The organism is Runella sp. SP2, assembly GCF_003711225.1.
In the GTDB taxonomy this organism is placed as follows: domain Bacteria; phylum Bacteroidota; class Bacteroidia; order Cytophagales; family Spirosomataceae; genus Runella.
Genome location: NZ_CP031030.1, coordinates 1,705,945 through 1,730,509 on the forward strand (window position 1 = coordinate 1,705,945; position 24,565 = coordinate 1,730,509).

The window sequence follows — 24,565 nt, forward strand, 5'->3', positions numbered from 1 at the left end:
GGTGGTCTCATTCTCAAAAGCTTATCGTGGAGAAGATGGGATATAGTGCAAAACGCTATGCAACAGGTTAGAAGCCAATTAATTATGTTTTTGTCGCAGTTGTCGCAGCTATTTTGTCGCAATTGTTGTCGCAGTTTCATACATTTTAACCATTTTTTCCAGCAGTTCGATTTGTCTTTTTAACCCTTCTTTTTCAGCCTCACAGCCTTTTAACCGTTCGCTCAAAACTTCTAATTCATTACTTGTGTTTGTAGTTGTGCCACCTTTGTTGTCTTTTTGATAAGACTGTATTATTTTTTCCCCCACAGCGTTTACTATCCCTTCCTGCCTCACGTTACCGTACTGATTATCAGAGAAAAACGACGAAAGAGAAACGCCGTAAGCCCGTGACACGCGCCTTAAAAATTCCGTGTCTAAATCTTCGCTCCCAATTTTTTTGTACAGGTTGCTGGTGGATATTTCGACGCGCCGCGCTGCTTCTTCGATGGTGTGGCCTGCACGGTCAAAAACTTTTTTTACTCTTCTTCCTAGGTGTATGGATTCCATGCTTTATAAAATGTTGAGAAATATTTTTATCAAATTTTGATAAATTGATAATTACTTTTTAATATTGCATTGTCAATTTAATAAAAAGCAATTATCAAAAACAAACAAAACTTACTAAACGGCAAAATCATGTTAAAGCAACTTCAAAGAGTTTACAAGGCTAACGAGTGTTTGGACTTGCAAGACGTTCAAAATGCCATGAAATCAGTCTTTGACCTCATTAATGAGTTTGGGCCAAAGTATAAGCTACTGATTCGTTTGGCGTCATTAGAACGCAGAAAGCAGAAACTAATTTTAATCTCAACCAAATAACCAAAATCAATATGGCAACATTAAAACAAGTGTACAAAAACGACCTTTCGGCCAATCAGAAAAAACAACTTTTGGAAGGGCTGGCTAGGCGCTATGAATGTGATTTGCAAACGGCACGTCGGGTAATTGATACCTCTAAACTTAAATCCGTGGAAGAAGATATAAAATACTTGTACCAGTACCACGGCATTAATTTAAGCGTAGAAAGTGGCTTTTACTTGGATTTGACGCGTTTGGCTAAAATCAAAGAATCGGGCTTACAAATGGATTTTTTTGCCAAAATAGGTTTATCAAAATGAGCATAGAAAACATTTACGGCGAAAAACTTAGACAGTTAGAGGCCGAAAACATTTCTTTAAAAAAACGTATCAAAGCGGTTGAATCAGTGATTTTTCAATCAAATAATAAGGATACAGTTTTTTCAATAATCCATAAAATCAAATTAGCCCTATTAAAAAAATGAGCTTTACCACCGAACAACTGTATAAGGCTAAAGCCGTGGATATTGCGGACTTTTTGGCCGAAAGGGGGATTCTTCCAGCGTATCAGACAGGCGGCGAACTGGTTTATTTGTCACCCTTAAAAGAAGAACATACCCCTTCGTTTTTTGTAAACACTAGCAAGAATGGTTTTAACGACTTTTCTACGGGTAACAACGGCGATGTAATAACCTTGTGCCAATTGCTTGATAAAACAGACTTTGTAAGGGCTATGCAAACACTTCTAAGGTTTAAGGGCGGAACTTCACCAATAGCTTTTGAGCGTGTACACAAAGAAAGCAGCGACCCAAAAAAGGTAGTAGTTCAAAAAATTTTGCCCCTGTATTCTCAAAATTTGAGAAATTATTTTTTGAACGAGAGAATGATAAAAGAATCAGTCGCTAAACAGTACTTATCAGAAATCACCTATGAAAACGAAAAGGGGATATTTTATGCTGGTTGCTGGAAAAACGACGCGGGGGGCTACGAACTACGAAACCGTAAGTTTAAAGGTGCAATTGGCCGAAAAGCCCCGACCACTTTTATACAGAATGACAACATCGACACCATAAGCATTTTTGAAGGGTATTTGGACTTTCTAAGTTGGCTTACCCTGCGTGGTACAAAAGCAATGTACACCACCGACGTAGTAGTACTTAACTCGCTTTCAATGCTTACGCTCACCTACGCACAAACATTGTCAGGGCATTATCAAAAAATCGTCCTATTCCTAGACAATGACCAATCGGGCAAAGACGCAGCACAAAAACTTACGCAATGGTTGCCAAATTTCCCGATTGAGAACATGGCGCCGAAACTCTACCCCAACCACAAAGATTTAAACGAGTACCTATGCCAAAAGCACAAAGTAAACGCGAACGGATAGAACAACGCCTACGGCAAAGGTTTGAATTTCGGTACAATACCATTTTGGCTAAAATCGAATACAAGGACAAAAAGACGGGTATAAAACGGTGGATTGATGACTACGAAATCAATTCAATAGTCCGATGGTTAGATTCAGAGCATAGGGAAGACTATTCCCCCGCCAAACTGACCCAAACCCTTAAATCAAGTTTTACCACCAAATACCACCCTATCAAAGAATACTTTCTTGACCTTGAAAAGAAAGAGGCCACCACGGCGGGGACATGGGCTATTGACCAGTTAGCGGCCACCGTTACCGTAAACAATCCCGAAACGTTCAAACTCGCTTTGACAAAGTGGTTGGTGGCAAGTGTTCGACAAGCGTTTGTGGACGAAATAAAACAAGAAAATCCAAAAGAAAACGATTGCCAAAACCAAACCTGTATCGTTCTTACAGGTTCGCAAGGGGCATTTAAAACAACGTGGATTAACAATTTATGTCCTCCCGACCTGTACAGTTATTTGTACGTGGGAACGCTAAACCTAAACCCCGAAGCTCGTGACACGCTCATTTATTTGGCCGAAAAATTCATTATCAATTTAGACGACCAACTAAGGACAATGATTAAGAAAGACAACGAACGTATGAAAAACTTAATCACGCATCCAAAGATAAGTGTACGCCGACCTCATGCCCTGTTTTCGGACGAAATGCAACGGCTTGCAAATTTTATCGGGTCTATCAATGGTTCTGATTTTTTGGCCGACGACGAGAACCGCCGCTACCCGCCATTTGAGGTTAAAGCGATTGACATAGAGACGACCAAAACCATTGATATTAATTTGGTTTGGTTGCAAGCCTATCAACTTTTTAGGGCGGGGTATCGCCACTACTGGACGAAAGACGAACTAAAAGAGCATTTTGGAACGATGGCAGAATTTAGGAACAATAGTGTAGAACTCGAATTAATAATGACCTATTACGACATTCCCGCTAATCCCGAATATGCCAACCGATTTTTGAAAGTATCCGATATACTTTCTTACCTGCAAAATTTCACCCGTGAGCGGCTATCAAAAGGCGAAATATCAAAAGCCCTAAAAATCTTAAACGCTCAAATCGTGACCCGTCGTAAGGATGGTATGCCGTTAAAAGTCTATGCTTTACGCGAACGTACTACCGTCGAAATTGAAGAAGAAAGAAGCAAGTTTTAAACCTCAAAATTTTACAAAAATGACAGCACAACAATTTGCACATAAAGTAGAAGGCATAGCCAATAATTTCACTAATGCCAAAACTACCAAAGAACAATTTAAACACGCTATCCAAGACCTTTTACATGAAGTAGTGTATAACGATGAAGAACTTAAAAAGCACTACTATCAAATGTATGAAAATGAGGCGAAAGCGTGGGAATATCAAACCTTAGTCAGTCATTAATTTGTCATTCAATCAGTAAACTTTTTTAATCCTTTAAATCAAATACAAATGAAAAATGTAACAATCATTTCAGGCGGTCAGGGTTCGGGTAAAACAACCGTAGCCCATAAAATCGCAAGCGGAAAAAAAAGTATTTGAAAGCGACGATTCCCTAAAAATAGCCGTTGCCTCTATGCCTTTGGATACCGAGGTTATAATTATTCAAATGGATTTTGCAGGGGATATTTTACACGCGATTAAAGCCGATGCTCTATTGATAAGAAGGCCATACGCAGAAAAGTTAATCCCCGTAAAAGTTCCCGATTTAATCATTACTACCTGTATTTCAATTGATTTTATCAAGCAAATACAAAGTGCCGAAATTGTAGAATTAACTCAAACCATTAAATAACTACCACAATGCAACAAATTCAAATTAAAGGACGCGTAGGAAAAGACGCTGTGATTAAATCCACAAACGGAAAAGATATAACCCTTTTTAGTGTGTGTGTAGATAGTTCTTACATAAATAATAACGGCGAAAAAGTGGAAAAATCCACATGGTATTCATGCCTTTACAAACGTTCGGGCGTGGCCGCTCACATTAAGAAGGGGGATTTAATTTTCGTACAGGGCGAACTATCCGCACAAATCTACGTGAACGACCGCCGCGAACCCTCGTTAGACTTATCTATAAGTGTGTCAAGGATTGAATTTTTAGGCTCAAAATCTAAAGACAATGAAAGCTAAAGGCAACTACGAAAACAATCCTTTAGGGCTTTCTCCTTCGTTTCTTGCGATTTGTGAAGCCATTGGTAAAGCGTTTGTAACAGCGCACCAAAAGAACCAACAGGCACAACGAGAAAGCCAAATCGTAGATACCGACTACGAGGAAGTTAAACCGAATCTTTTACCTCAAAATACCCTGAAAGATGAAATGTAAAATGATTAGACTAATAGTAATTACCACAAAAAGGCATTTTTACAACGGTGGAAAACTTCAAGTTAAAAAGGGTACTAAATGCGTTTATAGTGGTGCTAATGATAGGCAGGGAAATTTGATTGTATTAGTTATGTCAAGGAAAGGGGTATTTTACCCCAATAGACATTTACCCAAAAGTTTGTTTTATTAACTTTTTTCAACTTAAATAAATCATACCACAATGATAACTTTAACATTCACAGAAACAGTATTTTGGTGTTTAACACTTATAAGCCTTCCGTGTTCTTTTTTCTTTGCAGTAAAATTTTCTTACGCTCTTAGTGACATAGATAAGTTAAAAAGGAGGTTAGAAACAGTTAGTGATTATGCAGAAGAACTTTCGGAAAGGCTTTATAAAATTACCGAAAAAGAAAAAGAAGATTAATAAAAAAGCCCCTCACTACTGAGGGGCTTTTTTTATAGTGAGTGTAAAACCCAACGTTCGCCGCACATGGTTACTTTAAATGAAATTAGTTTTTCTTTTGGGGAGTTAGGACAATAAACCACTACTTCCCATAACTTTAAATCGTATTCTTTGCGCTTAACTTCTACCACCTTTGCACCTTTATAAAAGTCTTTGAGTCCCTTCTTTATCGCTAGTGGCTGTTTGCCCAAATTACAGATATTTATACTTTCCCCGTCCCCCTTACAAGATAAATCACATAAAAACGGCAAACGGTCGTAACGCTCGCTTTGTATGTCCTGTATTAGTATTTCACCAACACATTGAGCCGACGTACACCCGATTTCATATTGAGCAAAGGCCGATAAATTCACAAGTAAGAAAAACACAAAAAAAATAGTTCTCATAGTTTACTTCCTTTAATTTGATAAGTGTTTTCTACCCCGCCCGATACGACCCCAAAACGCATATCAATAATTTTATTCTTATAAATACCGTATCCGTTCCCGATGCTGATAGTCCCGTTTGTTTCCTTCACTACGTTAAGTTCTGCCGATACTTGGTAAGTCGTGCCGTTTACGCTTAGGTTGCTTATCGTTATAGCGTCCCCGCGTTCGGCAATTGTCACACTACCCTTTGTTACTCCTACGGTTCGGTTATTCAAAATAAACGTTTGTATCGAATACGTACCCGCTACTTCACTGGCAGGGCTGGGGGCGGGGTCTTTGGTCGAACATCCCAAAGCAATACAGAATAAGAAAGCGGTAGCAATGGTTTTTAATTGGTTTTTCATGGTTTTATGACTGGTTTGTAGTAAGTGCAATCTTACAAAAAGTTCTAATGTAGTAAAAGGAATACGCCAAAATACTACGGCCATTTACTACGTTTTTGATTAAACGGTACTTTAGGCCGCTAAAAGAAAAGGGGGTGTTTTTCAGCGAGTTATCCCATTTTCGGATATTTTGGCTTATATATATTTACTACATTACTACATATAGTATAAAATATAAGATAATAGAGCTAAAAACGGCTTTTTGTGTAGTAAAAGTGTAGTAAAAGCGTAGTAAATAGGTTTTAGGCATTTACTACATTTTTTGGGGTGTAGTATTGTAGTAAATGTTTTTCGGCAAACTTTTAAAGTTTTGCCATTAAGAGCGGGTCAAATGGTGGTTTTAATACTGGTTTTTGGCGGTTTTTTGGCCTTAAACATATACTTTACCCTCTTAATTCTGCTTTTTGTAATGGTTCTCCCAATACTTCAAATATCTTTCTAATCTCTTTCGGGGTAAAAAACTGTTTTCCCTTACCCCAACCAATGAGCGCAAGGCGTTCCGAGCCTATTCTACATTCAAACTGTTTGGCCGATGTACAGCCGTAGGCCGTAAAAACGTCCGTCTTGTTCCAAATACTTTCCATTAGTTGCGTTTGGCGTCGTTTAGTTTTTTGACATTCTCAAAATTAAATAATTGTCTCGACTTTTGAGAAAACAAAACGACGCAATGGCACTAGGAACGGCTGTATATGATTTAGATTCTTTAAACGCGCTGTATAGTCAGGCACTCACGCAAGATTTAGACCAGCGCGAAAAAAGCCTAAAATTCATTTTGGCCGAATCGCAAACCGTTGCTAAAATCTATGAAGCCGAATTTAATACAAGGGCTACCGAATACGGCCTAGTTATTAAAAAAGCAAGCATAGAAAATACGGTTACTTCGTTGGCCTCTACTATCGGCATAAGTACGGGCAATCCCTACGGTTTTGCTGTGGCTGGGCTTTCTGAACTGTACAAAGCGATTGTAGGAAGTAAAAGAAAAAAAGAACTACAAAACGCTTTGCAGGAAGTACAGGCCATACAAGTAAAAGCGCAAAGTTTGGCCGTATTGTACGAAAATTCCACAAAGCAACTTAACCGTATAAGCTGGCTAAGAATTGTACAAAACCCCGTCGTTTGGATAATCCTTGTTTTAGTCATTATCATTTTAATTTTTATACTCCGATGAGTCTGCAAAAAGGTACGGTAGTCTATGCTAAGTTCGACGGCATTAAAGTCTATCAAGAGCCTAAAAAAGAGGCCGCCGTATGGCAACGTACAGTTACAGGGAAAAAAAAAGCCTACTATGACTGGTTAAAAGGCTCACGTATCGGCACGGCCACGGGTCAAATGGTAAATACCGCTGATGGGGTTTTCGTAGAGGTGACTTGTGAGTTAGTTTGGTGGAGAAAACGGGTAATTGACTGGGTTCGGGAAAACAAAACGGGGTATCTACTTATCCCTGACGATAGTTTTTACTACTTCGTAGGTTTGAGCGACCCACAAGGCGACGCCCCCGTAAACACGCCCGTTTCTGATACTCCAAACACGGGTACAGGTACAGGCAACGCAAATACTGGAAATGGTGGCAACGGTGGTACAAACAATACTAATACTATCCTTTGGGTAGTGGTGGCCGTGTTGGCTTTAGTGGCTGGTTTTGTGGGCTTTCGTAAATTCTCTAAACGTCGTAAATAATGGCACTTAATCCCGACGAATACGAAAACACGGGAGGCGGTGGCACCACTAGCCCGCCCGATACTACCCCAACCCCAACCACCCCCGACGGCCTACCGTCTAACCTCTTTACGTGGATGGGCGAAACGCAGGGGAAAACCGTTACGCTGGCAATGTACAATAAGTACAACAACGCCGTAACCTTAGACCCCGCCACGGGCTTAATTTCGGTTTCGTTTGGCCTCAATGCCACCGCTGAAAAAGAAGAACTTTTAACCCTCTTTGAGCAGGTCATTCAGTGGAACGCTAACAATACCGCTACGGATGTAAGCACCCGAATCGGCAAAATCAGAACAAAGCTAAATAAGGCCGTCCCTACTGACGGCGTTTATGATGCGTGGGAATTGGCATTGTTTTGGTCGTTGGCGGTCAATCCTACGGTATTTCTCCCCGTTGCCCTTACCGATTCGGTACTAGATACCTACGTAATGTTAGCAGTCGAGAAAAACGGGGCAACCCTAGCCACCCGCATACAAACCGACTGGCTACGGCTCCGTAACCCTAACAACCCGCTACCCAATCCACAACCGGGCAGCGATACCAACGACCCGAACCCAACCCCAACGGGAGGCACCACCCCCGTAAATAATAGCAACTTAACCCCGTGGCTGGTGGCCGTGGTGGTAATGATACTTTTACTTTTAGCTGTTCGTTTTCGATGATAACCACACGAAACACCCTCATTTTGTTTGTTACCGCACTGGTACTAATTGCGCTGTTTTTTTGGAGAAAAGCCAATGCAGCCCGAAACCTTACCTTTGCGCTTAACGTCCCGTTTGGGTTTAAAGTCCGTAATGCGGCCTTATACTTTACCCTCCCTATTCGAGTCTTAAACGGCTCCCCCGATTCGCTTAGGATAAGCGGCCTAAACCTCAAAGCCTATTTCAAAAACAACGAATTAGGTACAGTGTATGCCCTGCAAGCGCAAGATATAGCCGCTTTATCCGAAAGCATTTTTAACGCTGATGTTTTTATTCCGCTGGTCAATCTTACGTATGCCATACCCGACATAAATCTAAAAGAAACGAGTATCCCCGTCCGATTCGTGGGGAATGTTCGGGCGTTTGGTATCTCGTTTCCAGTGGACTATACACAAACTTTAAAACTCCCTAAGCTATGATAAACGCCTATGACGCAAACGGTAGATTGATAGCTACCTATGACGACAACGGTACACTTATAAAGGTAAATTCGGATGGAACCAGCAGAACGGCCACCGATACCCCCAAAGTGCCAACTACCAACACGGGCGGCGGTAAGTTTTGGGACGGCGTAAATTTCAACAGCGTTCTGAAAAGCGCGGGGGAACTTCTAAAGGTACTTTTTCCGACTGGCATAACCACGGGGGCAACCGTACAAGATTATACGCCAACTTATCCGTATTTGCCGACCAACCCAACCACGGGTAAAAACGTACAGGGCATAGGCTGGATTATTTTGGCCGTCGTTGCCTTACTCTTTCTTTTTAGCGGCAAAAATCCCTTTAAACGGAAAAGCTAGCTACCCAACCAAGCACAAATTTCTCTAAACTTTCAAATTCAATACAAAAATGGCTAAACTCAAGTACAATGTAGGGTCGTTCGTTGGTCTTTCAGGCACGGGCGTACTTTATTTAGGCGTCACAGACGCGGGGCGTACCTTCCTGTACACCCTAAACGACCACGACGGCAACAGTGGCACGGCTCCGATTCCCGCCTTTATTTCGCGTTCGTCGGTCGTAAATGCGATTCAGGCAGGCGTAGCAGGTACGCAACTTGCGAAGATTGTGGACTATGCCAACCTACTCGAAACAGCCCCTGACGGCCTGATTGATGGTAGTGGTCTTCTTTCTATCACCAACGCCCCCGCCACGGCAGGAACGGCAGGCTATCCGCGCACGTGGGACGGCTCAATCACCATGTTTGCCATCAAAGGTTCAGACGTTACCACTGTACCCACTGATAAAAGCATTGTAACGAGTGCAACGCTTTCGGACTGGATGGCAGGCGTAACAACCGACGCAACGGCCAACACCACCGACACAAACGGCGACGGTATCCCCGACACGCCAACAACAACCAGTACAGGATTTACGGCAAAATTGGCTGATTTTGCGAAAGAAAACCCTTATACTGTTATTGGTTTGGCCATTGCAATCACGATTTTGATTGTATTGCTTTACCAGCAGTATTTCAAGAAAAAAGGCAAACGCCGCCGCTAGTATCACTGAGTAGCAGGGGGGCATTTTTTTTGCCTCCTTGTTATCAAAAATCGATAATCAACTCTTAAAATTTTGTAACAAAATGGCAAAAATGAAGAAACTCCCAAAGCGTCCTAAAGCATCCGCAAGCCTTCAAACATGGGAGAACTACGAAAAGAAGGTAAAGGACGTACAGGCAGAAAACGCCAAAATGGCCGCCGCCGCTAATAAAAAGAAGTCTATCCAAGCGAAGACAAAAGGCGCGAAGGCGGTACGCGGCAAAAAGTAGGTTTTGACATTCACAGGGGTAAAGCCTAAGCGTCTTTACCCCTTTTAACCCTCTACTAAAATGCCTACACCCGTTGAGTACATAAAGCAAAACCAAAAGTACAAGTACTGGACGCTGTACACCGACAAGGATAAACGCGTAGCATCGCACGACGACGACGACGACCCCGCTACGGCCTTTGAACAAATGTACGGTTTCTTAACCGCTGGTAGCTATCGGCTACTTATACGAAAAACTGACCGCGCCGACCGTGGTAGTATGTCACTGAATTTTAAAAAGGATGAAGAAAACTACCCTTCAAACATGGGATTCCAACAGACACAAAACGGCTCAATGTCCCCATTTGAATTAGGCGTAACGCTGGGAAAAATTGAAGCAGAGCAACAACGCCAACGCGCTTTGATGGAGAGACTGGAGAAAATTCTACCATTCATGGAACAATTGGCCGAAAATCAAAAAGTAGTCGCTAAAGCCTTACTAGACCTTAACGACGACGACGACGACAACGACGACAACGCCCTAGATAGAGTTTCCGACTTTATGCCGAAAATTTCAAACATCGTTTCGAGTGTCAGAAGTATGTCAAAATAATCAATCAGTAACCAATAAACCGCTAAAAGAACAATGTCAAAGAAAACCGCCCCCGTTGAATTTATCGAATCTAAAAGCCTCGAACAATCAGTAGAAAACTTTTTAACCGTGGGATATTCCCACATGGAAGAAAAAGAACTGGTTCGATGCCTTGACAGTATGGCCATGTTTGCACAAGCCGCCCCCGACAAATTCAAAAAAGTATTCAGCAAAGAATTTATTGAGAAAGCATCCAACACAAAAGGGCTTAACCCGTTGGCGATTCTCGACCTTGTAAACCTCGTAATGTCTTAACACAATGGAAACCACAAGCGCAAAAAGTCCTTTATCTAACTATAAAAATACGGCTATTATCGTGGGCGTAGTTGTTGTAGTTGCTTTTCTGATAGTTCGCATAGTACGGGCTGTACAGAAAGCCAACGAGTACAACAACGTAGCCAACGACCCCGCCGCACGTTTGGCGTTTCTTATTCGTCAGGCTTGCAACCCGTGGGGGTCTATTGGCGGCATTAGTGCCATAGACATAGACGGTACAGACGAAACGGAACTTTTTGCGCTTGCGACGCAAGTAAAAGACCTTAACGCGGTTCGTACTTCCTACAAAAAACAGTTCAGTGAAGAACTGTTAGACCGACTAGCCGCCGAACTAAGCCGCGAAAGCCTAGACAGGTGGCTAAACCTTGCAGGTGGTTCAAACGCCACACCCGCCCCAATCGCTAATAAAAGCCTAGTGTACGCAAAACAAGCCGCCCCAATGTACGACGCTACCGACAGTACAAAGGTGGTTAAGACTTTGCAAAACGGAGAGTTGGCGGGAACCTACGTAAGACAACTAGGGGTAAGGCACTCAAACGGGCAAACTTACCAGTACATAGAGGTTACTTATACCGACTGGTGGGTATTGACTTTTAAAGCGTGGATTCGTAAAGACTTTGTAAAAATCGCGTAATATGGCAACTACAAGCGCGGCGGGAATACTTCACATAAAGCAGTATGAAAACGCCAAACTCATTCCCTTAAACCCTACCGACTGGATTAAAGCCTATTGGGACTCAAACGGGTACGCTATCGGCTGGGGGTCACGTTTCGATTTAGACGGCAGCAAAATAACCAGTGACCAAATTTGTACAATAAAGTATGCAAATATGCTATTGAACAAAGACGTAAAAGCCGCTGAAACCGCCGTAAACAATGCCGTAAAGGTAGATTTGACACAAGGCCAATTTGACGCCCTAGTAGATTTTGTGTACCAATTTGGTGCCACGGCTTTTTCTACTTCTACACTTTTAAAAGTTGTCAACAGTACCCCGAATGATTTTACCGCCGTTGCTGCACAGTTACGACGCTGGGTAAACGTAAACGGTCAAGTGAGCACGTCTATTCAAAAACGACGTGAGGCAAATATCATACAGTACACAAGCGGCGGGGCGGTTCAGTCCGTGGCGTGGCTTTGGGCTGTTATTGTGGCCGTTTTGGCCTTTTCTTTTTTCAAATTTCGCAACCGATAAATTTTTACATACTATGAAACGGATTTTTTCAAGTGATGTCGTAGCGTTATCGCTGGCAGTAGGGGAGACTAAAACTTTTAAGGTTGACCCCAAAGTAACACACCTCACTTTTTTACGTGGGGAGGGTGGTGTCGAATGCTTGCCTAAACCTGTATTTGACGAACTCAACAACGCGGGTAGCCTGTTAAGTTCGACGGCCAAAACAAACCTTCGTGCTTTGTGGAAAATCGACGGAACGACGAAGGAAATGGAGTTTGATTTAGGGAAACACGACTATCGGGAATTTGTGCTAGTCAATGCACAAGCAAACCTAAGTAGTGTATTGATTGAACGCCAATTTGTTTTAATCTAATGCGTTCGTTTGACACCCTAGACATTCGCGCACGTCGTCGGATTTTAGGCCGCTACATGGCTAACGAAATTACATTGGACGATGTAGAAACAGAATATGACGTGTCCGCCGATTCGTTGTTAGCATACCTTCAAAACGAAGTTGCGAACCAAATACAACAACGAACCCCCGCGCCTAAAGTCACCTTACGGGATGAAGTAGGTTTTATTGTAAAGAAAGTAACCGACACCCTTTTAGGGGACTTTCTGATAAAAGCCTCACTCATTTTTTTATTGTTCAGGGCTTGCGTGGATGTACCTAAATACCTAGCCAATAGCATTACACCGCTGGGGGCGTTGGTAATAGAGAAAGCAGGTTTAGCCCTATTGGCCTACCTAATTGGAAAAGTCTTTTTTGACGTTTTTTCCTTGTTCACCGACCGAAAGGAATTTAAGTACGCTAGTGCATTTGTTCAACGGTCTTTAGGCTATGACGTAGATTTTCAAACCCTTACACCGTTCCAAAGATGCCTATTAAGTATTGCAAAACGCTCCGTTCGTATGTTGGTGTATGGGTTGTTGTTTTTGGGTATCTTAATGCAATAGCGCAAGGGGAAAAGGTAGTAGCCAAAGCACAAAAAGACGTAGGAACATTGGAAAAAACTCGAAACAATGACCACCCACTTTTTGACTACTACCGCGCCATAATTTCCCCGTCACTCAACGCATGGAAAGCCCCGTATTGTGGTTGTGCCTTATATACGTGGTTCTTGGAGGCAGGTTACAAACCAAAGGTGAAAAACCCCGCCACGGCTTTAAGCTGGAAAAGACCAAACGGCGTAGCATTAGGCCGAAACACCACCCATAAAGAAGTAAATAAATTGCGCCCTGGTATGGTGGCATTGATGAAGTTTAGCCGCTACCACGTTGGCGTAATTAAACAGCCTTACGCTGGTTATGTTGTGACCATAGAAGGCAATACCAGCAACGCCAAAGCGGTAAATTTTGCCGCTGGAAAAAAAGACGGGGTTTTTGAAAAAATACGCCCGTACAGTGTAATGATAGGCGCTTACGACTGGTTACACGACGCCGAACCTTACGACACTACCAAGACCTTAACACTACGCAAAAAATTTGTAAAACCTTAAAATTCAATTTTCCATGAATCCAGTTAATACCGACGTTTCCGAGTTTTTACGCTTTTTGGCGCGTTTTATCGCCACCATTTTCGCCGTTACCGAGGACGGCAAGGTGACATTTAAGGACGTGACGTATTTGGCGCGTCTAATCCCCGTGATTCGCCCCGCGTTCGACGATCTACCCGCCGTATGGGACGGATTCAGGGGGCTGTCAGAAGACGACAAAGACAAACTTACTTATTTGGTAGCAGACGAACTAGACATAGACCTAGACGAAAAAAGTAGGCATATATGTATGAAAGCAATCTACACGGCTACGGACTTAATCGACCTTATCACGTCCCTCAAAGGGTTTAAAGCTGCACAACAATGAGAAATCGAAACAACGAATTTTTGATTTGGGCATTAATCGTTTTGGTAGTTGTCATTCTTTGGTTTATTCTCCGTGATAAATTAAAGTGGGTAACTACCGACACAACAACCCCAAGGACCACGGCTAAAACAGCGACCGAGCAAACACGGTCATACAGTGGCACAAGTACTCACAGCGGCACGGGTACAGCTACCAGCTTTTCGGTGCCTCACTTACTAGGCGAAAAGCCTGTATTTGTGCAGATAACGGCTACTTCTAACGATGCAGGAAATTACGACCATGTAGAAGCTGATACCAAACTAATTACGGTCTTCTACAAAGTTGCACCACCCGAAGGAGTTAATAATGTAACGTTTAACTGGTTTGCAAGTCTTTAAATTCGCTGTAAAATGACAACATTACAAAGTACAAGTGCTTTAAGAAAACGCAAAGGAACACCCAACGCCGTAGTAAATGTATTAGGTGGTGATGCCCCGTTTGATGGGTATTTTAGCGTTTTTGGATGGGATAAAAATAGCTCAGAACCAGACGACGATTCGATTATTTTTAAGGTTGACAACGTGAGTGAAGGGCGCTGGAAACTACTCATTAAAAACGCACCAGCTAAAATATTGTATGCCACGTTGTCAGAGTTGCGTTTAATGGAATTTACAGACCAAAATTACCCTTTAGTTTACGTTACCGACGCGGGTAAACAGGGTCATTTTTACGCCGACACTGTGGACACACAAAGCGTTGATAATACTGGCACTTGTATTGTAACAGCGTCAGGAGTTCGGTATAAAAGGGTATATTCTGGTAACGTTAAATGCACATGGTTTCACAACAGTAGCGACACGCAAGGGGCAATAAGAGACCGTAACGCAATTAAAAATGCTATTTTGTTTTCTGTTTCGCTGACCGAACCAAAAACCGTTGAAGTGAATGGGGGCGTATGGCTAATTGATGACAATGCTATCTACCTAAATGTGCCAGTAGGAAAGCAATTAAAAATAGTGGGTACGGGTGGCGCAAGAATAAAATTCAAGTGCAACACAACCGAAAATACGAATGTTTCTAATAGTGTATTTCGTACTACTGATACCTATACAGAGGCTACCGACTGGACAAGTCGCACAATTTCAAGCGGGAGCATAGAAATTTCAGGGCTTGTATTTGATGGAAGTCGAATGAACCATTATAGCTATCCGCTTACTAACTTAACGAAAGATGTTTTTGCGCGTACTATTCTCTTGCTTGGATGTGAACGAGTAAACATTATTGGAAATACTTTCGAGAATATACCGGGTACTGCAATTGGGATTGTCGGTTGTGACGGTGGGGTTATTGCAAACAATAATTTTAAAAGGGTATTTTTTCGTCGCCACAATAGCACGGATGAAGTAGGGGACGCTATCACTTTATACAACAGATGTCAAAATTTTGCAATATCTGGCAATGTCGCTTCTGTTTTTGGCAATACAACAACGGTAACTAATCAGTACGGACGTTGCGGGATAGCGGTTGATTATTACTGTAGAAATACGACCGTTACAGGTAACACGATAGAAGGGTATGAAAGAGGAATACACGTTGAGCGGTCAAGTTTTGTGACAGTTACTGGAAACACTGTAAGACGTAGCCCAATCGCTGCAATGTCTTCACAGAATGAAAGGGTAATTTGGACAGGCAATATGTTTGACGGCGAAAACGTCATATTACACCCATCTCCTGATTATCGAATCGCGGCGGCGGCGCTTGTTTTTGCCTATGAAGATACTGAAACAGTATTTACAGGAAATACTATTAAAAACTGGCACGGAGAATTAGGGACATACTTAGCGAAGTTTTGGGGAAACGGCATAAAGGTTGTTAACAATGAATTTGTACAAAATTTGGACGTACCAGAACAAACTTTTGTAGAAGCGTCTGGTTATCCACCAGTGACAACTCCGCCTACTTCCTTCCCTCCTTCAAACCCATACAGTGCATATACTGCGCCAAATTTAGGACGAAAGGATACGAAGTTTCAGGGCAATACTTTTCGTGGTAATATTAACCTGTACGGGTCTTGGACTATCAACCACTCAATTTGTAACAATACATTTGAAGGTGGACGTATCGTTTACATTTACGCCTTTGGTACACAAATAGAAGGGAATATCATAATGCCTATTGACAACGGACTTTCAAGGGGGCTGTATGTGGCTGAATCTCGAAAATTAAGAGTATGCAACAATACTCTGTATGATTGTCAGGACGTCGCCGTGACGAATGCCAATAACATTGAATGTGTCTATGAAGGCAATACCATGTACAGAACAAAACAAGCCGCTGCAACCCTGTTTTTTGGGACGCCCATAAATGGCACACAGTCGGCAGGGGCTTTGATAAACGTTATTCCAAACGTCATACGCGATGTGTACGAAGGGCTAACAAAACGTATAGGACATGAAAAGATAGAGATACTAAGAGGGGAAGACGTTTTGTACAGTTCACGACTTCAAGACTTTGTTAATATAAATGCCAACACCACCCTAAATAAAAGTCACGAAGCGAAAATGATAAGCGTTGATAGTGGTACAAGTGAGATACTTGTAACTATCCCAAGCGACCTAAATAATACTATTTTCCCAGTAGGCACACGTATATCATTAATCCAAATAGGAGATTTCCCAGTCACAGTCGTAACCGACGCGCCAAGTGATGTTATTATAAGAACATCGAAGGGCAACGCGACGACCGCGCGTAAATACAGTATTTTGCACTTAGTAAAGCGGTATCCTTCCGAGTGGTATGTATGGGGGGAAACGATAAACACGCTAAGAGTAAACACAAAATTTGATAACTATACCCTCACTGCCAACGATGTTGACGGACTGGTAGAAATTAACAAGGCTAGTGCTGTTAATTGTATCGTTCCTGTGCAACCTGCCATCAACCCCATGCCTATCGGAAGCATGATATTAGTTGCTCAGTTGGGAGACGGCCAAATAACTTTTTCAGGGCAAGCAGGGGTTACGTTTGTTGATAGTAGTGCAATGAAAACCGCTAAAAAAGGCACGGTTGTTTCACTCATACACCGCGCTCTAAATGTTTGGTACATAAACGGAAACACAACCTCGTAAAACTATGATGACAGCAATAGCGGGGGTTTTAGGCTCACGAAAAGCAGGTTTTCTTTTAGACTCAATTGTACCTACTGGGCAGACGTTTTCGGCGTACATGACTAGCTTAGGACTGGTGGGGGCTTGGAGTCCTTCACGAAAACTAACAAGCACTTATACGGGAGACATTATACAATTGAGACGTTCAAGTGATTCGGCTTCTTTGTATTATAATGCTGGTACAGGTGAGGGCGTCAATTCCGCTCAAATTATTACAGATATTGGAAGTAACAGCGCGTTTTTCGCAGGGTTATACGACCAGTCGGGAGGTGGACGACACTTGACGCAGGCCACGGCAGCCAATCAACTACAAGCCGTTAACGCTGGTGTCTTACAAACAATTAACGGTAAGGTTTGCCTCAAAGGTACAGGGTCTGGAACAATAAAAGGGCAACATAATTTTGCATTCTCAAATACTTGTACATTTATTATTGCCTGTGAAGTAGGGGTTGCACAAGGTATATCTGGACGCTATGTGTCTTGCAATGCAAATGGCGGGTCAGATACAACTACGAATGGTTTCCTTCTGTATGAAACGAATACCAATAATACAGTTGGAACAGTCTATAATAGCATCCCTGCAACAGTGACAACTAGCGGGATGGCTATTGTAAGAGTAAAAAGAAATGGGAATACAATCAGCGTAGTAGTTAATGGCGCGGGTGGTGTGACTACAACGACCAATGGATTGACAAATTTCTCACTTCAAAATCTTGCCCTACTCTCTGAAAATGGAATTGGGAATTATTTAAACAAGCGAATGGGAGACGTTCTATTTTTCAATACGGCAATCCCTGACGCGGACTGTGTAACCCTCGAACGAAATATGGGCGCTTGGCATGGCATTACCGTAGCGTAAATTCAAAAAACTTTTATGAAAAATCCAATAAAAAAGGCGTCAAAGTGGGTACGTAAAAACCCGCTTTTAGTTGGGGTAATTGTCATTTCGGTGATAGTGTTGGTTTGGGTTGTGTACCTGTACCGCCAACGCACTACCACCACGGCCACGGCAAAAACGGCAAGCCCCGCAAAGTATCGCATACCAGCGGTAAAAAGAGTTTTTGACCCAACGACGGTGTATAAAATGCTTTTGCTAACCGATACGGACTTTTGGGCTAACCGATTGAGCGTTATTAAAGCCGCTGGATTTGACACAGTACCTTTAATTGTCAACGTGGGTGAAACCTACAATGAAGGGTTTGGTAAATACATTGAGTACGCAAACGTGGCGATGGATAAAGGCTTAAACCTCGTTTTGATTCCGTCTTTAGTGTTCTACGGCAAAGACCTAAATAGCGTCTTCACTCAAGAAGAAATGATGCAGGATAGAAACGGGAGCCGACTTTTTGCAAGCCGCTACCAAATGTCTTTCAGTTCTTCCAAGTGGCAAAATGTTTACGATTGGTACAAGGGCTTTAAAAATGCCTTTCAACCTTTCTACGATGCTGGCTATGTGGTTGCGTGTTTTCCATCAACTACGGTGCATGAAGAATTTGGTTATCGCTTCGAGTGGGGCGGGGACTATTCCAGCCTAGAAACGACCAAAAGCGGCGGGGTTAATTTGTCAGGCGGATTGCCTTACCAACGTTTTAAGGTTCAGCAACTAAGAGAAAAATTGCACGCTATTTGCAACGTGATGACGGGTTGGCGTATGGGCTTGCACTGTGGAAACTTCTTTATCAATGTCCACCGAGAAACTGGAACGTATGACTACAATACAATAGCCGACCATCCTTCTATTAAGTTCTTGAAGAACAACACCCGCGTAATTGACTCCAAAGAGTTTGACGCGGCGCTTCAATACGACTGGAAAATGAGAAAGCCCGGTTATTACTGTACCGAGTGGACAAACGCAGACGGTGCTACTGTCGAGAGTTTGACAGTTCACCACCGTTACAGCATCAATCAGGGGGCTAACCTTCTATCTTTTGCCTTTCACGTACCCGACGCAAACGGTGGCGGTGCTGGCTGGAATATGGCAAAGCAAGTACGTCAAAATCTTATTGATTCGGGGGACTGGAATAAACCAGTACAAAGCCCCCAACGTTCGGGGCTGTTTACTTACTCATTAGAAAGAATCTACAGTGAAGGCGGCTATGAGCAAAGTATCAGAAACGAATTTGAAAGCCTGATAAGCGGCGGGGTACTCCCTAACGTTCGATGTTCAGGATAGCGGTTTGACTGACTCATAAAAACCCCGTCACATTGGCGGGGTTTTTCTATGCTCCTAAAATCGCTTTGGCCGAAAGTGTATAATCCATACTATTTTAAACTGTGAAATCATAGCAGATATAAGAGCCTGGACACTCACATATTTTACAGAAATGTGATTGATCTCAGATTTGTAACGCTTGCAAATTCACAATCTAAAAGGTAAATTTGTGACACCTCGAGGATAAATAAACGGCGCCCAATCACAATGTTAGTACTATCTTTATTTAGTGGGATTGACCTTTTAGGAAAGGGCTTTCAACAAAACGGCTTTTGTGTTGTCAGTGCGGGGGACATTATTCTAGGTCAAGACATAAGAAACTTTCATTCAGTTTCAGGAAAATTTGACGGAGTAATTGGCGGCTCACCATGTCAAGACTTTTCACGAGCAAGACGAACCGAACCTACTGGCTACGGTTTAGAAATGTTGGCCGAATTTCAACGCGTTGTCCATGAATCACAACCTAAGTTTTTTCTACTTGAAAATGTCCCTAACGTCCCTCAGATTTTTGTGGATGGCTACAAAGTACAAAGATTCTTCCTTAATGCTAACGAAGTAGGAAGCGCCCAAAATCGGCATAGATACTTTCAGTTTGGGACAAAAGAAGGTTTACTTCTTCACGTGCAAAGACAATCAAAACCTAAAAAGTCTGAAAAATGCGTAACGGCTACAGAGGGGAAACGAGGGAATTACAGAACATGGGAAGAAGTCTGTAAACTTCAAGGAATCGAAAATAATTTTGATTTGCCCGACCTCACTAAAGCGGGAGCATATAAAGTAGTTGGTAATGCTGTTAATTTATATGTTTCAAAGGCCATAGCCTTAGCAATTAAACAAGTACTTTCTGACCCTACCCCGCCAACCTTTCAAAATTCAAAAACTTGTGCGTGTGGTTGCGGCCAAATCTTACAAGGGTGGAAAAAAACCGCTACCGACGCTTGCAGAAAAAGAATAAGCCTAAAGCGTGACGCGCCTGGCACTAACAAACGCAGCTGATTCACATTTTGTGAACGATCTGTAATTTGTATCCCTGGTACATTCACAATTAATTGTCAAAATCAATACTATGAATCGTCACTACTGTACAATTTGCGGGAAAAAAGTAAGTGAATCTAAAATGAGGCGCTTTTATTACTTTCCAATTAAACGTGACGGTTGGCATTGTATCAAATGTTTGTCCACTGAAGTGGACACTTATATTTTTGATGTCACTGATAAAGAATGGATTGAGCCTTCAAAAGAGATTTACAGAAAGATGCTCAACAAAAAAGCCCTTCATTAGTGAGGGGCTTTTCTATTTTACCAATCATATTCTAAGGGGTCAGACTTCAAGCGTACCCCAATACTCCGTAAATAGTTTTCTGTTTCCTTCGTTGATGCGTGGCGTAACAGTTTGGATAGCCTTAAAATATCCTTTGTCACTTCGTAAGCCCTAGACGCGCCCGTATGTTTCCAACTGTACAAAGTGTAATTGTATTCGGTGAGCCCACAAACTTCTAAAGCCCGTTTGTGTCGTTTGTATGCGTGGTTTATTGCCATTGGGTATTTATCCACCTGCAAGCCTTTCCCGAACAAATAAAAGTTATTAGTATGGTTTCGACCTTGGGCGTACCGTAAAAGTGCATTGTAAAGGCTGTTACTAATCGGCACAATATCAGTACGCCGATTCTTTGCGATTTTACCCGGTACGTCGATAACTCTTTTGGTAAGGTCAATATTTGCCAAACGTAATCCCCTTATTTCGGCTGGTCGAATAAAAGCATAGTACATGAGCCTCGTAAAAACGAATAGTTCAAAATCGTTTTCATTTAGATATTCCTCTAAAATATTTTGATGCTCAAGCGTAAAAACTTCGTGCTGGTCGCTATCGGTTTCGGGTAGTGTTTTTATAGCCAAAGGGTTTTTAGCTATGTACCCTTTTTCTAAAGCCCCTTCAAAAAGTAGCTTTGTACAGGTTATGTTATTGTTTGCAGTCTTATTCGAGTTTTCATAAACGCCCGTAAGATAGTTTCTATAATCGTAGGCGTGCGACTGTGTAAAGTCTTCTATTGTAGTTTCTTGTAGCCCTTTGGACTTTAAAAACGACTCGAATTTCTTAAAAACGCTGGTGTAAGTGCCTAATGTTTTTCCCCTTACTTGTGCTTTTTTGTCTGCAAGAACCTCCTTTAGAACGTCGATAAGTAGGCTTTTTTGTGTAGGGGCGGGTAGTGGTTCGGGTTCAGATTCTACTTTAAAATAAAAACCGTCTTCTAGCCCTTTATTTATTTGCGGTATCCAATCATTTGCCCAACGCTCAATCATTTGAGGGGTTTTGTATTTTGCTGGGCAAAATATCCGCTTACGTACCAAACTTTTGGTTGAATCAGAGAAAGCGTAGAACTCAATGTAGGCACGTTTACCATGCACTAGCTTTGCTTCTTTGTAGGGGTGTTTCTTGCCTTGACTCATTCCTAACTTTGTCGCAACGGTTGTCGCAAAAAGCAAAAACCCGCCAAATAGCGGGTTTAAGGGGTTTTGGTGGAGAAGATGGGATTCGAACCCACGACCTCTTGCATGCCATGCAAGCGCTCTAGCCAGCTGAGCTACATCCCCAAAAAAATGTCATCGGTGCGACGCTTCGCCAAGCACTCTAGCCAGCTGGTACGCCAGTCCGATGAGCTACATCCTCGATTGGAGTGCAAAGATGATTTTTTGATTCGATTTTTGCAACTACTTTCCCCAAAATTCTTTAATAAGAAACGTCCATTTTGTTTTGGGTTAAATTTTCCATGATGGGTTTTGAACGACTCAATAACATAGGGTCCTCAGTGACAGGGTTTTCGCGGAGATATAGCTTTTTGAGTCGTTTTAGTTGTGGCATTTGAGTGGGGAGCTCGCTTAGGTTGTTATAGCTCACGTCAATCTCTTCAACGACCGATAAAGCGCCAATGGAACTTGGTAATACACTAAACTGATTGTGATTGAGGTCCAAAATGGTCAAACGTTTTAACCTTTTGATGCTGCTGGGCAGACTAGAGAGTTTGTTGTGGTGCGCATAAAGGGCTTGAAGGCGTCTCAGCTTCCGAAGGTTTTGGGGAAGGTGCGTCAGTTGGTTATTTGAAAGTGCCAATTGCTGTAATCGCCGCATTCTTCCAATGGACGAAGGCAGTTCTGTAAGGTTGTTGTGGTACAAGTCAATCACTTCTAACCTTCTTAGTTTGTTGATACCTTGCGGCAAGGTGTTGAGGTCGCACGAATACAAGTTGATGTCGCGCAAGCGCCGCAAACCCTGAAAACTTTGGTCGTTTAGCAGCGAAAGTTTGTTATACCCCAACCATAAACTTGAAAGCTTTCTACAGGCTTGAACCGCCGCTGGAACATCAGTAAAACGATTGTTTTGGATATTTAAAATACGGAGTGTTTTGTTGGGCGTGAGCGTTAAGCTGTTGTTTGACAGTTGGTTGGCATTGAGCCAGAGGTGTTTGAGTTTGGGCAAGCGAGTTAAATCTATGTTGGCATTCTTGAGCTCATTTCCGCCTAAATTAAGCTCCTTCATTTCGGTAAACTTATAAATGATCTCTGGTACTTCAGTTAGTTCAAGCTGATTGAGGGCAAGGATTTTAACCGTATCAGGTCGGGTGGTAGCAATTGCGTCATCGAGGGTGCTAATGACATTGCGGCCTTTGGGAAGCTGGCGTATCAGCCCAATGTTAATAAGTTGGTGAAAAGAGTACGCTGCCGTGATTTTAACGGGAAAACGGTAGTTATCCAAATAGACACGGAGCGAATCCAGTACCTTAGTTTTCGATTCTTCCGATACTTTTCCTTCAAAACTATATAGAAAATAATCAAATCGGCCTTCTTTACCCACATAGAAGCGTGCCCATAAAGTGCCGTTATCTTTTTTAGTACTATTTTGTCTTGCTCTACCATTGACATTCAATAAAAATGCCTGTTGCGATTTGAAATACGTATCCGCAGCGCCATCAAAAAACTTTTTGGGGCTAGGATAGAGGCTGTCCAATTGCTTTACACTCAGACGCTTACTTTCGGCATCCGAGAATGTCATGATTTTTACTTGCGCATACGCAAACGAGCTAACGAAGAAGATAGACGACAAAAAAAATAGTTTCATAGTTGTAGGAGGTTTACTCTTCTAACTACGAAACTAAAGATAATATTTTATAAAACAATATATAAAGCAAAATTTTATATAAATTTTCTCCTATCGAGAAAGCTTCCCAGAGCTATCACCCGAAGATAACCGTTCAACTTCGTCTATGGAAACCAAGTTAAAATCGCCTTCAACGGTATGTTTGAGGGCGGCCGCCGAGGTGGCAAACTCAAGGGCGTGCTGCACACTTTGGTCAAAATAGTCATAGCCGTACAAAAAGCCAGCGATAAAAGCATCACCGCTTCCGATGCGATCCACAATGTGGTGAATGTCGTAAGTGGTGGTTTTGTAAAACTTCTCGCCGTTCCAAGCTTTTCCTTTTAATTGATTATGCGATGCACTGATAGAATCACGTTTGGTGTCAAGGATTAGCTTAATGTTGGGATACCTTTCCATGATTTGTTTTGAGGTGGACACCCACTTGTTCTTATCCTCGGGTAGGGGTTTAATCCCAAATAAATCATCGGCATTGCTATTGCCGCAGACGATGAGGTCACAGTAAGATACCAAGTCTGGCATAATTTCTTGAGGTGTTTTTCCCCAATTCCATAGACCTTTGCGGTAGTTTACGTCTGCCGAGATTTTAACGCCCAATTTTCGGGCGGTTTGCACGGCTTCTAAACAGGCCTGTGCAGCACTTTCAGACAGGGCAGGGGTGATGCCCGTGAAGTGAAACCAATCGGCACCCGTCAGAATACGTTCCCAATCAAAACTTTCAGCTTCAAGGGTACAAAAGGAGTCATTGAGGCGGTCATAAATCACCTGACTTGCCCGGGCGTTGGCGCCATTTTCTACGAAATAAATCCCCATGCGGTCGCCACCTAACTGGATTTCGGAGGTGTCGAGGCCGTATTTACGCAGGTACATAATGGCAGCCTTCCCAATGTCGTTGTTGGGAAAACGGGTCACGTGGACGGCTTGAACGTCCCATTGGGCAGTAGCAATCGCGACGTTGGCTTCGCCACCAGCGTAGGTAATATCAAAACTATGGGCTTGGCTAAAACGAGCAAAAGCAGGCGGTGACAGCCTCATCATGATTTGACCGAAAGTAACAATTTTTTTCATACCTTGTAAAGCTAAGTTTTGGG

Annotated in this window: 35 protein-coding genes and 1 tRNA gene; 28 read left to right on the forward strand and 8 right to left on the reverse strand. The window is 42.4% G+C overall.

Translation table 11 applies throughout. The features are described from left to right. Positions 1 to 108: 108 nt before the first annotated feature. Positions 109 to 546 carry a helix-turn-helix domain-containing protein gene (locus tag DTQ70_RS07110; RefSeq protein WP_122930164.1) on the reverse strand — a complete coding sequence of 146 codons (438 nt, stop codon included), beginning with the start codon at positions 544 to 546 and terminating at the stop codon, positions 109 to 111. A gap of 323 nt (positions 547 to 869) precedes the next feature. Between DTQ70_RS07110 and DTQ70_RS07120 the strand changes: the two genes are divergently transcribed. The 8 genes from DTQ70_RS07120 (at position 870) to DTQ70_RS07160 (ending at position 4,991) form a co-directional block, all read left to right on the forward strand. Then, on the forward strand, positions 870 to 1,157 hold the full coding sequence (locus DTQ70_RS07120; protein WP_122930166.1) for a hypothetical protein: 288 nt from the start codon (positions 870 to 872) through the stop codon (positions 1,155 to 1,157). 160 nt (positions 1,158 to 1,317) lie between these two features. After that, positions 1,318 to 2,223 carry a toprim domain-containing protein gene (locus DTQ70_RS07125; protein ID WP_122930167.1) on the forward strand — a complete coding sequence of 302 codons (906 nt, stop codon included), beginning with the start codon at positions 1,318 to 1,320 and terminating at the stop codon, positions 2,221 to 2,223. After that, positions 2,190 to 3,419 carry a VapE domain-containing protein gene (locus DTQ70_RS07130; protein WP_122930168.1) on the forward strand — a complete coding sequence of 410 codons (1,230 nt, stop codon included), beginning with the start codon at positions 2,190 to 2,192 and terminating at the stop codon, positions 3,417 to 3,419. Before DTQ70_RS07125 ends, DTQ70_RS07130 begins: the two co-directional genes overlap by 34 nt. A 19-nt stretch (positions 3,420 to 3,438) precedes the next feature. Next, the gene (locus tag DTQ70_RS07135) at positions 3,439 to 3,645 is read left to right on the forward strand and encodes a hypothetical protein (RefSeq protein ID WP_164489907.1); all 207 of its coding nucleotides are present in this window, start codon (positions 3,439 to 3,441) and stop codon (positions 3,643 to 3,645) included. A gap of 172 nt (positions 3,646 to 3,817) precedes the next feature. Next, the gene (locus DTQ70_RS07140; RefSeq protein WP_122930170.1) at positions 3,818 to 4,036 is read left to right on the forward strand and encodes a hypothetical protein; all 219 of its coding nucleotides are present in this window, start codon (positions 3,818 to 3,820) and stop codon (positions 4,034 to 4,036) included. Between the two features lie 8 nt (positions 4,037 to 4,044). Then, positions 4,045 to 4,374: a single-stranded DNA-binding protein gene (locus DTQ70_RS07145; protein ID WP_122930171.1), complete on the forward strand. Its 330-nt coding sequence runs from the start codon at positions 4,045 to 4,047 to the stop codon at positions 4,372 to 4,374. Next, positions 4,364 to 4,567 carry a hypothetical protein gene (locus DTQ70_RS07150; protein ID WP_122930172.1) on the forward strand — a complete coding sequence of 68 codons (204 nt, stop codon included), beginning with the start codon at positions 4,364 to 4,366 and terminating at the stop codon, positions 4,565 to 4,567. Before DTQ70_RS07145 ends, DTQ70_RS07150 begins: the two co-directional genes overlap by 11 nt. A 220-nt stretch (positions 4,568 to 4,787) precedes the next feature. After that, on the forward strand, positions 4,788 to 4,991 hold the full coding sequence (locus tag DTQ70_RS07160; RefSeq protein WP_122930174.1) for a hypothetical protein: 204 nt from the start codon (positions 4,788 to 4,790) through the stop codon (positions 4,989 to 4,991). Between the two features lie 32 nt (positions 4,992 to 5,023). Here the strand turns inward: DTQ70_RS07160 and DTQ70_RS07165 are convergent, their stop codons facing one another. The 3 genes from DTQ70_RS07165 to DTQ70_RS07175 form a co-directional block, all read right to left on the reverse strand. Further along, positions 5,024 to 5,416 (reverse strand): hypothetical protein, encoded by a 393-nt coding sequence (locus DTQ70_RS07165; RefSeq protein WP_122930175.1) that lies wholly within the window; start codon positions 5,414 to 5,416, stop codon positions 5,024 to 5,026. Beyond that, the gene (locus DTQ70_RS07170; protein ID WP_164489908.1) at positions 5,413 to 5,802 is read right to left on the reverse strand and encodes a hypothetical protein; all 390 of its coding nucleotides are present in this window, start codon (positions 5,800 to 5,802) and stop codon (positions 5,413 to 5,415) included. Before DTQ70_RS07170 ends, DTQ70_RS07165 begins: the two co-directional genes overlap by 4 nt. A gap of 422 nt (positions 5,803 to 6,224) precedes the next feature. Then, positions 6,225 to 6,425 (reverse strand): hypothetical protein, encoded by a 201-nt coding sequence (locus tag DTQ70_RS07175; protein ID WP_122930177.1) that lies wholly within the window; start codon positions 6,423 to 6,425, stop codon positions 6,225 to 6,227. An 83-nt stretch (positions 6,426 to 6,508) separates the two neighbouring features. On the opposite strand from DTQ70_RS07175, the gene DTQ70_RS07180 reads away from it, so the two are divergent. From DTQ70_RS07180 to DTQ70_RS07270, 20 genes are all read left to right on the forward strand, one after another. Continuing rightward, positions 6,509 to 7,009: a hypothetical protein gene (locus tag DTQ70_RS07180; RefSeq protein ID WP_122930178.1), complete on the forward strand. Its 501-nt coding sequence runs from the start codon at positions 6,509 to 6,511 to the stop codon at positions 7,007 to 7,009. After that, positions 7,006 to 7,518, forward strand: a complete 513-nt coding sequence (locus tag DTQ70_RS07185; RefSeq protein WP_122930179.1) for a hypothetical protein — start codon at positions 7,006 to 7,008, stop codon at positions 7,516 to 7,518. Before DTQ70_RS07180 ends, DTQ70_RS07185 begins: the two co-directional genes overlap by 4 nt. Continuing rightward, positions 7,518 to 8,219, forward strand: coding sequence for a hypothetical protein (locus DTQ70_RS07190; protein WP_122930180.1), 702 nt, complete (start codon positions 7,518 to 7,520; stop codon positions 8,217 to 8,219). The genes DTQ70_RS07185 and DTQ70_RS07190 overlap by 1 nt, the downstream gene beginning before the upstream one ends. Further along, positions 8,216 to 8,677 carry an LEA type 2 family protein gene (locus tag DTQ70_RS07195; RefSeq protein ID WP_122930181.1) on the forward strand — a complete coding sequence of 154 codons (462 nt, stop codon included), beginning with the start codon at positions 8,216 to 8,218 and terminating at the stop codon, positions 8,675 to 8,677. Before DTQ70_RS07190 ends, DTQ70_RS07195 begins: the two co-directional genes overlap by 4 nt. Continuing rightward, entirely contained in the window at positions 8,674 to 9,057 is a 384-nt protein-coding gene (locus DTQ70_RS07200) for a hypothetical protein (RefSeq protein WP_122930182.1), read from the forward strand. The genes DTQ70_RS07195 and DTQ70_RS07200 overlap by 4 nt, the downstream gene beginning before the upstream one ends. A 49-nt stretch (positions 9,058 to 9,106) precedes the next feature. Continuing rightward, positions 9,107 to 9,757 carry a hypothetical protein gene (locus DTQ70_RS07205; protein ID WP_122930183.1) on the forward strand — a complete coding sequence of 217 codons (651 nt, stop codon included), beginning with the start codon at positions 9,107 to 9,109 and terminating at the stop codon, positions 9,755 to 9,757. A 91-nt stretch (positions 9,758 to 9,848) separates the two neighbouring features. Then, complete coding sequence (locus tag DTQ70_RS07210; protein WP_164489909.1) at positions 9,849 to 10,025, forward strand: hypothetical protein; 177 nt, start codon at positions 9,849 to 9,851, stop codon at positions 10,023 to 10,025. A gap of 60 nt (positions 10,026 to 10,085) precedes the next feature. Further along, positions 10,086 to 10,616 carry a hypothetical protein gene (locus DTQ70_RS07215; protein ID WP_122930185.1) on the forward strand — a complete coding sequence of 177 codons (531 nt, stop codon included), beginning with the start codon at positions 10,086 to 10,088 and terminating at the stop codon, positions 10,614 to 10,616. A 33-nt stretch (positions 10,617 to 10,649) separates the two neighbouring features. Continuing rightward, positions 10,650 to 10,910, forward strand: coding sequence for a hypothetical protein (locus DTQ70_RS30615; protein ID WP_164489910.1), 261 nt, complete (start codon positions 10,650 to 10,652; stop codon positions 10,908 to 10,910). Positions 10,911 to 10,914: 4 nt separating this feature from the next. Then, positions 10,915 to 11,565 (forward strand): hypothetical protein, encoded by a 651-nt coding sequence (locus DTQ70_RS07220; RefSeq protein WP_122930186.1) that lies wholly within the window; start codon positions 10,915 to 10,917, stop codon positions 11,563 to 11,565. Position 11,566: 1 nt separating this feature from the next. Beyond that, entirely contained in the window at positions 11,567 to 12,124 is a 558-nt protein-coding gene (locus tag DTQ70_RS07225; protein ID WP_122930187.1) for a lysozyme, read from the forward strand. Between the two features lie 13 nt (positions 12,125 to 12,137). Further along, complete coding sequence (locus tag DTQ70_RS07230; protein WP_122930188.1) at positions 12,138 to 12,476, forward strand: hypothetical protein; 339 nt, start codon at positions 12,138 to 12,140, stop codon at positions 12,474 to 12,476. Continuing rightward, positions 12,476 to 13,060, forward strand: a complete 585-nt coding sequence (locus DTQ70_RS07235) for a hypothetical protein (protein ID WP_122930189.1) — start codon at positions 12,476 to 12,478, stop codon at positions 13,058 to 13,060. Before DTQ70_RS07230 ends, DTQ70_RS07235 begins: the two co-directional genes overlap by 1 nt. Next, a complete protein-coding gene (locus DTQ70_RS07240) occupies positions 12,982 to 13,602 on the forward strand; it encodes a hypothetical protein (protein ID WP_122930190.1) in 621 nt (206 codons plus the stop codon). The genes DTQ70_RS07235 and DTQ70_RS07240 overlap by 79 nt, the downstream gene beginning before the upstream one ends. A 13-nt stretch (positions 13,603 to 13,615) precedes the next feature. Beyond that, a complete protein-coding gene (locus DTQ70_RS07245; RefSeq protein ID WP_122930191.1) occupies positions 13,616 to 13,966 on the forward strand; it encodes a hypothetical protein in 351 nt (116 codons plus the stop codon). Further along, positions 13,963 to 14,343: a hypothetical protein gene (locus DTQ70_RS07250; protein WP_122930192.1), complete on the forward strand. Its 381-nt coding sequence runs from the start codon at positions 13,963 to 13,965 to the stop codon at positions 14,341 to 14,343. Before DTQ70_RS07245 ends, DTQ70_RS07250 begins: the two co-directional genes overlap by 4 nt. 12 nt (positions 14,344 to 14,355) lie before the next feature. Further along, complete coding sequence (locus DTQ70_RS07255) at positions 14,356 to 17,073, forward strand: NosD domain-containing protein (RefSeq protein ID WP_122930193.1); 2,718 nt, start codon at positions 14,356 to 14,358, stop codon at positions 17,071 to 17,073. Positions 17,074 to 17,077: 4 nt separating this feature from the next. Next, positions 17,078 to 17,971 (forward strand): arabinofuranosidase catalytic domain-containing protein, encoded by an 894-nt coding sequence (locus tag DTQ70_RS07260; RefSeq protein ID WP_122930194.1) that lies wholly within the window; start codon positions 17,078 to 17,080, stop codon positions 17,969 to 17,971. Positions 17,972 to 17,986: 15 nt separating this feature from the next. Next, positions 17,987 to 19,285, forward strand: a complete 1,299-nt coding sequence (locus tag DTQ70_RS07265; protein ID WP_122930195.1) for a hypothetical protein — start codon at positions 17,987 to 17,989, stop codon at positions 19,283 to 19,285. Positions 19,286 to 19,531: 246 nt separating this feature from the next. Continuing rightward, positions 19,532 to 20,320: a DNA cytosine methyltransferase gene (locus DTQ70_RS07270; RefSeq protein ID WP_122930196.1), complete on the forward strand. Its 789-nt coding sequence runs from the start codon at positions 19,532 to 19,534 to the stop codon at positions 20,318 to 20,320. A 303-nt stretch (positions 20,321 to 20,623) separates the two neighbouring features. Here DTQ70_RS07270 and DTQ70_RS07275 read toward each other — a convergent pair whose 3' ends face one another. The 4 genes from DTQ70_RS07275 to DTQ70_RS07290 all read right to left on the reverse strand — a co-directional run bounded on the left by DTQ70_RS07275 (position 20,624) and on the right by DTQ70_RS07290 (position 24,542). Next, complete coding sequence (locus DTQ70_RS07275; RefSeq protein WP_122930197.1) at positions 20,624 to 21,772, reverse strand: tyrosine-type recombinase/integrase; 1,149 nt, start codon at positions 21,770 to 21,772, stop codon at positions 20,624 to 20,626. A gap of 67 nt (positions 21,773 to 21,839) precedes the next feature. Beyond that, positions 21,840 to 21,916 (reverse strand) — tRNA-Ala (locus DTQ70_RS07280). A gap of 136 nt (positions 21,917 to 22,052) precedes the next feature. Continuing rightward, positions 22,053 to 23,438: a leucine-rich repeat domain-containing protein gene (locus tag DTQ70_RS07285; protein ID WP_122930198.1), complete on the reverse strand. Its 1,386-nt coding sequence runs from the start codon at positions 23,436 to 23,438 to the stop codon at positions 22,053 to 22,055. 90 nt (positions 23,439 to 23,528) lie between these two features. Beyond that, entirely contained in the window at positions 23,529 to 24,542 is a 1,014-nt protein-coding gene (locus DTQ70_RS07290; RefSeq protein WP_122930199.1) for a sugar kinase, read from the reverse strand. Positions 24,543 to 24,565: the final 23 nt, after the last annotated feature.

Excerpts from the sequence above, each read along its gene's own strand:
- DTQ70_RS07110 (WP_122930164.1), bottom strand. The coding sequence starts at position 546 with ATGGAATCCATACACCTAGGAAGAAGAGTAAAAAAAGTTTTTGACCGT.
- DTQ70_RS07120 (WP_122930166.1), top strand. The coding sequence starts at position 870 with ATGGCAACATTAAAACAAGTGTACAAAAACGACCTTTCGGCCAATCAG.
- DTQ70_RS07125 (WP_122930167.1), top strand. The coding sequence starts at position 1,318 with ATGAGCTTTACCACCGAACAACTGTATAAGGCTAAAGCCGTGGATATT.
- DTQ70_RS07130 (WP_122930168.1), top strand. The coding sequence starts at position 2,190 with ATGCCAAAAGCACAAAGTAAACGCGAACGGATAGAACAACGCCTACGG.
- DTQ70_RS07135 (WP_164489907.1), top strand. The coding sequence starts at position 3,439 with ATGACAGCACAACAATTTGCACATAAAGTAGAAGGCATAGCCAATAAT.
- DTQ70_RS07140 (WP_122930170.1), top strand. The coding sequence starts at position 3,818 with ATGCCTTTGGATACCGAGGTTATAATTATTCAAATGGATTTTGCAGGG.
- DTQ70_RS07145 (WP_122930171.1), top strand. The coding sequence starts at position 4,045 with ATGCAACAAATTCAAATTAAAGGACGCGTAGGAAAAGACGCTGTGATT.
- DTQ70_RS07150 (WP_122930172.1), top strand. The coding sequence starts at position 4,364 with ATGAAAGCTAAAGGCAACTACGAAAACAATCCTTTAGGGCTTTCTCCT.
- DTQ70_RS07160 (WP_122930174.1), top strand. The coding sequence starts at position 4,788 with ATGATAACTTTAACATTCACAGAAACAGTATTTTGGTGTTTAACACTT.
- DTQ70_RS07165 (WP_122930175.1), bottom strand. The coding sequence starts at position 5,416 with ATGAGAACTATTTTTTTTGTGTTTTTCTTACTTGTGAATTTATCGGCC.
- DTQ70_RS07170 (WP_164489908.1), bottom strand. The coding sequence starts at position 5,802 with ATGAAAAACCAATTAAAAACCATTGCTACCGCTTTCTTATTCTGTATT.
- DTQ70_RS07175 (WP_122930177.1), bottom strand. The coding sequence starts at position 6,425 with ATGGAAAGTATTTGGAACAAGACGGACGTTTTTACGGCCTACGGCTGT.
- DTQ70_RS07180 (WP_122930178.1), top strand. The coding sequence starts at position 6,509 with ATGGCACTAGGAACGGCTGTATATGATTTAGATTCTTTAAACGCGCTG.
- DTQ70_RS07185 (WP_122930179.1), top strand. The coding sequence starts at position 7,006 with ATGAGTCTGCAAAAAGGTACGGTAGTCTATGCTAAGTTCGACGGCATT.
- DTQ70_RS07190 (WP_122930180.1), top strand. The coding sequence starts at position 7,518 with ATGGCACTTAATCCCGACGAATACGAAAACACGGGAGGCGGTGGCACC.
- DTQ70_RS07195 (WP_122930181.1), top strand. The coding sequence starts at position 8,216 with ATGATAACCACACGAAACACCCTCATTTTGTTTGTTACCGCACTGGTA.
- DTQ70_RS07200 (WP_122930182.1), top strand. The coding sequence starts at position 8,674 with ATGATAAACGCCTATGACGCAAACGGTAGATTGATAGCTACCTATGAC.
- DTQ70_RS07205 (WP_122930183.1), top strand. The coding sequence starts at position 9,107 with ATGGCTAAACTCAAGTACAATGTAGGGTCGTTCGTTGGTCTTTCAGGC.
- DTQ70_RS07210 (WP_164489909.1), top strand. The coding sequence starts at position 9,849 with ATGAAGAAACTCCCAAAGCGTCCTAAAGCATCCGCAAGCCTTCAAACA.
- DTQ70_RS07215 (WP_122930185.1), top strand. The coding sequence starts at position 10,086 with ATGCCTACACCCGTTGAGTACATAAAGCAAAACCAAAAGTACAAGTAC.
- DTQ70_RS30615 (WP_164489910.1), top strand. The coding sequence starts at position 10,650 with ATGTCAAAGAAAACCGCCCCCGTTGAATTTATCGAATCTAAAAGCCTC.
- DTQ70_RS07220 (WP_122930186.1), top strand. The coding sequence starts at position 10,915 with ATGGAAACCACAAGCGCAAAAAGTCCTTTATCTAACTATAAAAATACG.
- DTQ70_RS07225 (WP_122930187.1), top strand. The coding sequence starts at position 11,567 with ATGGCAACTACAAGCGCGGCGGGAATACTTCACATAAAGCAGTATGAA.
- DTQ70_RS07230 (WP_122930188.1), top strand. The coding sequence starts at position 12,138 with ATGAAACGGATTTTTTCAAGTGATGTCGTAGCGTTATCGCTGGCAGTA.
- DTQ70_RS07235 (WP_122930189.1), top strand. The coding sequence starts at position 12,476 with ATGCGTTCGTTTGACACCCTAGACATTCGCGCACGTCGTCGGATTTTA.
- DTQ70_RS07240 (WP_122930190.1), top strand. The coding sequence starts at position 12,982 with ATGCCTATTAAGTATTGCAAAACGCTCCGTTCGTATGTTGGTGTATGG.
- DTQ70_RS07245 (WP_122930191.1), top strand. The coding sequence starts at position 13,616 with ATGAATCCAGTTAATACCGACGTTTCCGAGTTTTTACGCTTTTTGGCG.
- DTQ70_RS07250 (WP_122930192.1), top strand. The coding sequence starts at position 13,963 with ATGAGAAATCGAAACAACGAATTTTTGATTTGGGCATTAATCGTTTTG.
- DTQ70_RS07255 (WP_122930193.1), top strand. The coding sequence starts at position 14,356 with ATGACAACATTACAAAGTACAAGTGCTTTAAGAAAACGCAAAGGAACA.
- DTQ70_RS07260 (WP_122930194.1), top strand. The coding sequence starts at position 17,078 with ATGATGACAGCAATAGCGGGGGTTTTAGGCTCACGAAAAGCAGGTTTT.
- DTQ70_RS07265 (WP_122930195.1), top strand. The coding sequence starts at position 17,987 with ATGAAAAATCCAATAAAAAAGGCGTCAAAGTGGGTACGTAAAAACCCG.
- DTQ70_RS07270 (WP_122930196.1), top strand. The coding sequence starts at position 19,532 with ATGTTAGTACTATCTTTATTTAGTGGGATTGACCTTTTAGGAAAGGGC.
- DTQ70_RS07275 (WP_122930197.1), bottom strand. The coding sequence starts at position 21,772 with ATGAGTCAAGGCAAGAAACACCCCTACAAAGAAGCAAAGCTAGTGCAT.
- DTQ70_RS07285 (WP_122930198.1), bottom strand. The coding sequence starts at position 23,438 with ATGAAACTATTTTTTTTGTCGTCTATCTTCTTCGTTAGCTCGTTTGCG.
- DTQ70_RS07290 (WP_122930199.1), bottom strand. The coding sequence starts at position 24,542 with ATGAAAAAAATTGTTACTTTCGGTCAAATCATGATGAGGCTGTCACCG.